6 protein-coding genes, 1 tRNA gene and 1 pseudogene are annotated in these 7492 nt (G+C 68.5%); all 8 read right to left on the bottom strand.

Going from position 1 to position 7492, the window contains the following annotated elements; genetic code table 11:
• The coding region (locus K5Q19_RS16630) for a GTPase (protein ID WP_292947542.1) at positions 1 to 566 on the bottom strand (566 nt) is incomplete at its 3' end.
• A gap of 210 nt (positions 567 to 776) precedes the next feature.
• Positions 777 to 852: transfer RNA gene (locus tag K5Q19_RS16625), tRNA-Ala, on the bottom strand.
• Positions 853 to 1009: 157 nt separating this feature from the next.
• On the bottom strand, positions 1010 to 1801 hold the full coding sequence (locus K5Q19_RS16620; protein ID WP_292947539.1) for a hypothetical protein: 792 nt from the start codon (positions 1799 to 1801) through the stop codon (positions 1010 to 1012).
• Between the two features lie 119 nt (positions 1802 to 1920).
• The gene (locus K5Q19_RS16615) at positions 1921 to 2664 is read right to left on the bottom strand and encodes a Bax inhibitor-1/YccA family protein (RefSeq protein WP_292947536.1); all 744 of its coding nucleotides are present in this window, start codon (positions 2662 to 2664) and stop codon (positions 1921 to 1923) included.
• A gap of 154 nt (positions 2665 to 2818) precedes the next feature.
• Positions 2819 to 3619, bottom strand: a complete 801-nt coding sequence (gene proC / locus K5Q19_RS16610; RefSeq protein ID WP_292947533.1) for a pyrroline-5-carboxylate reductase — start codon at positions 3617 to 3619, stop codon at positions 2819 to 2821.
• 82 nt (positions 3620 to 3701) lie between these two features.
• On the bottom strand, positions 3702 to 4205 hold the full coding sequence (locus K5Q19_RS16605; RefSeq protein ID WP_292947531.1) for a YbjN domain-containing protein: 504 nt from the start codon (positions 4203 to 4205) through the stop codon (positions 3702 to 3704).
• A gap of 154 nt (positions 4206 to 4359) precedes the next feature.
• Positions 4360 to 6804, bottom strand: coding sequence for an SPOR domain-containing protein (locus K5Q19_RS16600; protein WP_292947528.1), 2445 nt, complete (start codon positions 6802 to 6804; stop codon positions 4360 to 4362).
• Positions 6805 to 6936: 132 nt separating this feature from the next.
• A pseudogene (locus K5Q19_RS16595) lies at positions 6937 to 7492 on the bottom strand (cell division protein FtsZ); the annotation flags it as partial.

Genomic DNA, 7492 nt, shown 5'->3' with positions numbered 1-7492 from the left:
TAGTCCCCCACCTTGGCCTTGGTGTTGGTGATCTGGTTGATGAAGGTGGACTTGCCCGCATTGGGCAGGCCGACAAGGCCCGCATCGGCCAGCAGCTTGAGCCGCAGCCAGACATACATTTCCTGCCCGGGCCAGCCGGGGCCGACATTGCGGGGGGCGCGGTTGGTGGAGGTCTTGTACGAGAGGTTGCCGCGCCCGCCATCGCCGCCGCGCAGCAACACCACGCGCTGGCCGATCTCGGTAAGATCGAGGAGCACGGTTTCACCGTCCTCGTCGATCACCTGCGTGCCGACGGGCACCTTGATGACAAGATCATCGCCGCCCGCACCGGTGCGGTTCTTGCCCGCGCCGCCCTTGCCGCGCGGGGCCTTGAAGTGCTGGGTATAGCGGAAATCGATCAGGGTATTGAGCCCGCTGATCGCCTCGAAAACAATGTCGCCGCCCTTGCCGCCATCGCCGCCATCGGGCCCGCCATATTCGACATATTTCTCGCGCCGGAAGCTGACCGCCCCCGGCCCGCCCGCGCCGGAGCGGATGAAGATCTTGGCCTGGTCGAGAAAATGCATGGGACAATACTAACGGAAAGAGGACGATCTGTCCCGACCCGCTGGCGGTGAAGACCAGTATGTCGGAAATTGGGCTCAGGCAGAGCCGAGAATGGTGCCGTTCGAGAACCGGAGCGGAGCGGCCTTCATGGCCGTGAGCACCGGAAGCGCAGAACGGTGCCGTTCGCAGGCCTGCCATCAGCACCAAGGCGCGGCCAATTTACGGCATACTGGTGGAGCCGAGGGGGATCGAACCCCTGACCTCGTCATTGCGAACGACGCGCTCTCCCAGCTGAGCTACGGCCCCGTTCCCAGTATCCTGCAACCTATCCTCCGGCATGACCGCGCGAACGCCGCCCTGCCGGGAGCGCGGCCCTTAGCCCAGCGGGGCGGCGCTTGCCAAGTGCAAAATGCGGAAAGCCCGTCCAGCCTCGTCACCGGCAAGGCATGGTGACGGAAAACTCTCAGGGCGCCCCGCTCGCGGCTTTCGCCGAGGCGGAAGGCGCGCCGTACCTGGCGTTCCATTCAGCGAGATCGAGCCGGTACTTCTCGTAGCGCCGGTAGAAATCGTCGTAGACCACCTCGATATTGGGCAGACTGCGGACGGCAAAGGCTTCGAGCTCGGCAGGCTTCAGCGTGGGTATTCTCGCAGGGGCCGCCTTCGCTCCCTTCTTCAGCGGGGGCGCCTTTGGAGCGGGCGGCGTGATTGCGTCCAGGTCACCGGTGACGGCCAGCGCTGCATTGCAGAACTCGTTCATCGCGGGCGGCAGTGCGAAGTGGTTGTAGACCGAGGTCATGTAGGCTTCGCGCGGGGCCGTGAACTTCGCGCCGTAGCGAGCCTTGAACTCGGCATCGACCTTGAGGTTCGTCGCTGTCAGCGTGGTGTTGTAGTTCTTCAGGAAGGCCCTGTAGCGCGGCAGGATCTCGGCGTGCTTGGGATCGGTGCAATTGAGCGCGGCGACATTGAAGGCCGAGCGCAGGTTCCACAGCATCTGCGTGGACGAGATGTTGCGGTTGACCGACTGGCGCAGGCCATTGGCATCGAGCGGGGGAATCGTGAGGTTGTCGCTGGCGCCGGCGGGCGGCATCGGCTTGGGCGGCGGCGGGATATAGGGCTTGGGCTTGGGCGGAGGCGGCGGGGGCGGCGGCGGCGGCGGCGCAGCGCAGCTGGCAAGAGCAGCGGCGAGCACGGCGGCCGGAAGGAACCGGCAAATGCGCTCAAAGGCAGGCGCCACAGGGCGCGAGGTACGTGGCATGCGAAAGGGTTCCCCCGGGTGAGCTTGCCCCGGGCTTTAACCGGCTCGTCGCGCAAAGAAAATGCCCGGCGAGCCGGATGGCCCGCCGGGCACGGTAATGTGAACCAATGCGCTTCAGATCAGCGGCGATCGCCCATGAACTGCAGCAGGAAGGTGAACATGTTGACGAAATCGAGGTAGAGCGTGAGCGCGCCGAGCACGATCATCTTGCCCGCGAAATCGGTGCCCGCCACTTGATCGTACATCAGCTTCAGCTTCTGCGTGTCATACGCGGTGAGGCCCGCGAAGATGAGCACGCCGAGGAAGCTGATGCCCCAGGCAAGGCCCGGCGACTGCAGGAAGATGTTGATCAGGCTGGCGATCAGGATGCCGACGAGGCCCATGATCAGGAACGTGCCGAAGCCCGACAGGCTCTTCGTGGTGGTGTAGCCATAGAGGCTGAGACCAGCGAAGGCGCCCGCAGTGGCGAAGAACGTCGCCGCGATCGAGGGGCCGGTGTAGACCGCGAAAATCGCCGAGAGCGAGATGCCCATCAGCACGCTGAAGGCCCAGAACAGCGCCTGCATCGTGGTGGTCGAGATGCGGTTCGCGCCGAAGCTCATCACCATGACGATGGCGAGCGGGGCGAGTGCGACGAGCCAGCGCAGCGGGGTGCCGAACACGGCCTCCGCCATGCCGGAGGTCGCGAACAGCAGCGCGACGATGCCCGAAAGCAGAACGCCCGAGGCCATGTAGTTGTAGATCGACAGCATGTAGCGGCGCAGACCCGCATCATACGCGGCGCCGCGCCCGGCGAGACCCGCCGCAGCGCCGAAGCCTGCCGGGCTCCAGCCCGAGGGCTGGGGGTCATTCCAGTTTGCCATGACGTACCAAACTCCGTTTCGGCCCGGGATGGACCGAGTGCTCCCAATATCGCCCCAAACCCACGCCTTTTCAAGCAGGAGGGCCATAACAGAGTGTGTCAAAGCGTAATAAGTTCCGGTTTCGGCCTGCATCCGGAAAAATAGGGACTGTCCCCTATTTCCGCGCCGCTTCGGTAAGTTCAGCGCTGCGATCGCGCGCCGCGCGCAAGGTGGCGGTTATCAGCGCGGCAAGGCGCTGGTCGGCATCGAGCACTTTGAGCCCGGCCTCGGTCGTGCCGCCGGGGCTGGCGACGCGACGAGCGAGTTCGCCGGGCGCGGCGGAGGCCGAGGTGGCCAGCGCAGCAGCACCCTCGACCATGGCGAGCGCGAGGCGGTCGGCCTGGGCGCGCGGCAAGCCCAGCGTCGCCGCCCCTTCCGCCAGCGCATCGATGAAGCGGTAGACAAATGCCGGTCCGGAACCGGCGAGCGCGGTGACAATGTCCATCGCGCCTTCCTCGGCCAGCCACTCGGCGGGGCCGAGCGGGGCCATCAGCACTTCAGTGCGCTCACGCAAGGCGCCTTCCGCCGCGCCGTAAAGCGCGATGGGCGACTTGCCGATGGCGGCGGCGAGATTGGGCATCACGCGCACGATGGCGGCGGCCTGCGGGAATGCGGCGCGCAAGGTGGCGATATCGACGCCAGCGAGGATCGAGAGCAGCAAGGTGCCCTCCCCCACATGCGGGGCAATCGCGGGCGCGGAGGCGGCGAATTGCTGCGGCTTGAAGCCGAGCAGCACGACATCGGCGGGGAGCGCGCCCTCCGGCGCCTCACGCAGCAACTGCACACCGGCGGGCGCTTCGGCCAGCATGGGATCAACCACAATGAAGGCGGCAGGATCGAACCCGGCGGCAAGCCAGCCCGAGAGCATCGCGCCGCCCATGTTGCCGCAGCCGAACTGGAGAAGGGAGAAGGTCACTGGGGGTCTCGCTTGGTCTGGGCGCCACATGCCCTCCCCCGGCCCCTCCCGCAAGCGGGAGGGGAGATCAAGCGGTTTGTGCCTAGGCCTCGCCTGCCGCGTCGATCAGGGCGCTGGCGAGGGCTTCGGCCGGGGACTTGTCACCCCAGAGCAGGAACTGGAACGCGGGATAGAACCGGTCGCACTCGTCAACCGCCGCCTCGATCGCGGTCTGCGCCTGGACGAGGCTGAGGAGGCCATCATCGCCCAGCATCAGGCCGTGGCGATAGAGCAGGACCGAGCCGTTCGACCAGATATCGAAGTGGCCGAGCCAGACCTGCTCGTTGATCAGGGCCATGATCTCGAACATCGGCCCGCGCTTGTCTTCGGGCACGCGGATATCGGGGAGGCAGAGAATCTGCAGGACATGGTCCTCGCTGCGCCAGATGCAGCGCAGCTGATAGCTGGCCCAGCTTCCCTGGATTTCGCCGTGGATCTCATCCTCGGAAACGAACTCGCAGGGCCAGCCGCGCGCCTCGAACAGCGAGGCGAGCATATCGACGGGCGCCGCATCGTCGCGTTCGCTGTCTTCATGGCCGGTGCGCATCGCGTGTTCCTTGAGGGGCCCGGGCTGGACCCATGCGAGCCATCGCGGAGAGGGCCCTTTGCGGCAATCGGGGCCCCGTCCGGGGCTGGGCAAAACTCGACTAGCCTGTTCATAAGCTGTGGAGAAGCGGTGCAGACCCGCCCCGCCACACAGTCTACTTCACACTCAGGCCATCCACCGCCTGGCCCGCAGGGCTGGTCCACTGATAGCTGCTGACACCCTGCCCGCGCAGCTTCTCGACGAAGGCCTGCGCTTCCGCGTCGCTGCCGAAAGGCCCTGTCAACAAACGATAATTGCTGCGCCACGGGGTGATCGAGGGCTTGCGCCCCCGCAGCGCGGCGGCCTGATTGACAAGCCGCTGCCACTCCTTGCCCATCGCCGGACGGTTCGATCCGGTGAGCACCTGAACCCAGATGCGGCTGGCATGCTGCGGTTCGGCCTTGCCGTTCCTGCCCTTGCCGGCCTTGTCGTTCTCGGGCGGGCACTGGGCGTCTGCACCGCCCTTGCCCTTTGCCTTTGCGGACGACTTCGCGCCGGCCTTGCCCTTGGCCGAGGCGGCCTTGCCCTTGCCGGACTTGCCCTTGGCAGCGCCATCGAGGCAATCGGTGTTGAGCGCGAGCTTGTCCTTGGCGGACTTGGCCGCGCCCTCCTTGCCGGCCTTGTCCTTGCCGCCGCGGGTGACGGCGGGCTCGGCTTCATCCTCATCGCTGGTGCGCGAGACGGCCGTTGGCCCATCAGGGCGTTCGCCGCGGTCCTTGACGGTGCGGTCCTTCGCTGCACGATCCTTTGCCGCGCGGTCCTTGGCGTCACGATCCTTCGCCTTGCCCGATGCGGCCTTGGCCGATTCGCGCAGCGCTTCAAGCCGTGCGAGATCGACCGCCTCGGTGGTGGCCGCAGCTTCCTGCTCAGGCGGCTTGAAGCCATCGAACATGCTGCGGAAATCGGCGGGCACAGGTGCCGCGGATGCCGTCGTGGCGGGCGCCGGAGCAGGTGACGGCAGCGGAGCGGGCGTGGCCGGCGCGGGCGAGACAGCGGCGGGCGCCGGAGCAGCCTCCAGCAACGCGAACTGCGGTCCCGGTGCAGAGGACGTTGCCGGGGGCGTTGCAGCCGACGACGAGGCAGGCGCAGCGGTTGCCACTTGAACCGGCGGCGGAGCGGGCGTCGGGCTGACGGGCTTCGGCGCTGGCGACGTCGGGACAGGCTGCGTTGTCGCCTGCGGAGCCGCCGGGCCGGGCGCTGGACCGGGTGGGAGCGAGAAGACCGGCGTCGTCGTGCGGGGCGGTGTCGGCGCGGCGCTGGCCGTAGCCGGTCGTGGTGCCGGAGGCGGCGTCAACGGCGTGCCAGGCGGCACATCGAGCTTCGACAGGACCACCGGGCGAGCCGGGCCAGTCTGGACTGACTGATTCTGGGCTGCCTGATTCTGAGTCGGTGCGGAAGGCTGCGGCTGCGACGGCGCGGCGGCTGTGCGCGCGCCGGGCTGGAGCCCCCATGGTGCGCTCACCGCAGGTGCTGCCGGTGGTGGGGGCGGGGGCGGAACGAGAGCCGGCGCCGGGGCGGGTGCCGGCGTCGCGGCCGCCAGCACCGTTTCGCGGCGGTCTTCCTTGCCCGGGCGGCGGCGCTTCGACCGATCGTCGCGGCCGCGCGCGCCCAGCGCCTCGCCCTGCGGCACAAGCGCGGCATCGACTCGCGGCGCGCGCGGGTGGGCGAGCGCATACTGGACGACCTGCGGATCATCGCGGCCGATATCCGCCGCGCGCGGGAAGCGCCCGAGATTGGCGGCAGCGGCCTGCTGCGCGGGCGTGAGGCGCGGCATGTAGCGCAGATAGGGCGAGATCGCCGCGGCAAGATCGGCGGGCATCGTGGCGCGGGCAATGCCTTCGGCTTCATCGCTCTGCCCGGCGATAGCCATGATGAAGGCGCGCACGCGCCATGCGCCGCGATCCTGCCGTTCGAGCAGGGGCTGGATGACGAGTTCGGCGCCGCGTCGGTCTCCGGCAATCACGAGGCTCAGCGCATAGCGGCGGCTCGTCTCGTCATTCGCGCGGGCGGCAAGGGCAAGCTGGTACTCGCGCTGGGCCGCGGCGTTGTCGCCGATGAGGTCATAGGCAAGGCCGCGTTCGGGCGCCATTTCCGCGCGGTCGAATCCGGCCTGTTCGGCGAGATCGAACCAGCGGATGGCCTCGAATGGCTTGTTGGAACGCAGCATGGCGATGCCCATCCGCGCGCGAACGCCTGCGGTACCGGGCGCGACCTGGTCTGCGCGGGTGAGGAAGCCGATCGCCGCATCGGTATCACCCAGATCGAGCGCCGCGCCGCCCGCATCGAGCAAAGCGCTGATATCGCGGGGATCCTTGGCGAGACGCGCCAGCGCCGCATTGAGCAGGCGGGTCGGGCTCGGCGCCGTCGACTGGACGACCGGGACCGAGGTGGTCGCGACCGGGCCGGTCCGCACGGGCTCGGCCACGTCATCATCGACAGGGTCCGTCCGCTGCGCCGCCAAGGCCGGCTGGGCCAGCACCAGCGCGGTGCCGATGGCCAACCCGATGCGGATGGTCGAGAGACGGCGCGAAGGCCCGGGGCAGAGGAAGCGTCGGATCATGTGGCCGACCTTATCGCGGCTTGGGTGGACTCGCAAAGCAGCGCCGGGAACAATTGCGACGAGCCGGTGTGGCGGACGGTGCACGCCCCCGTGCACCGCCCTGCCACATCCGCTGCGCCGCGCCGTGCGGCCTTACTGGTTGTTCTGACGGCCGAGGAAGCGCGGGATATTCAGCGCGCTGCCGTCTTCCGGATCAGCATCCTCTTCGGCCCCGCGGCCCCCGCCGCGCGAGAGATTGGCCATGCGCTCGAACAGCGTGCTGCCCGGCGGGCTGCGCGGCGGCGCATCGCCCGAAGGATCAGGCTGGGCACGGCCAAAGCGCGGCGGAATGGGCTCGGCATCACTCAGACCAAGCTCGAGCTCACCGGTTCCGGCGGCGGGCGGCGGCGCTTCCTCCGCATCGGACAAGTCGAGCGTCAGATCGAGCGGTTCCTCGGCAGGCGTGGACGCTTCAGGTTCCGGCTCGACCGCGGCCGGTTCGGGAGCAACATAGCCGGGCGGCGGCGCGAACGGCTGCGGCGCGGCTGCGACCGGTTCGGGCGCAGGTGCAGGTTCCGGAGCGGCGGGCCGCGCCAGACCGCCGGGGAAAGCCGGACCGCGCAGGCCGCCGGTCATCGTCGGCCGCGCGGCGGATTCGGCCATCTCGCTCGTCTGTTCGATGCCGGTGGCGACCACCGAGACGCGGATC

This window comes from Novosphingobium sp., from assembly GCF_019748365.1.
Taxonomy (GTDB): Bacteria; Pseudomonadota; Alphaproteobacteria; order Sphingomonadales; family Sphingomonadaceae; genus Novosphingobium.
The sequence above is the reverse complement of the archived record's forward strand: the minus strand, read 5'-3'. Positions and strand labels throughout refer to the sequence as shown.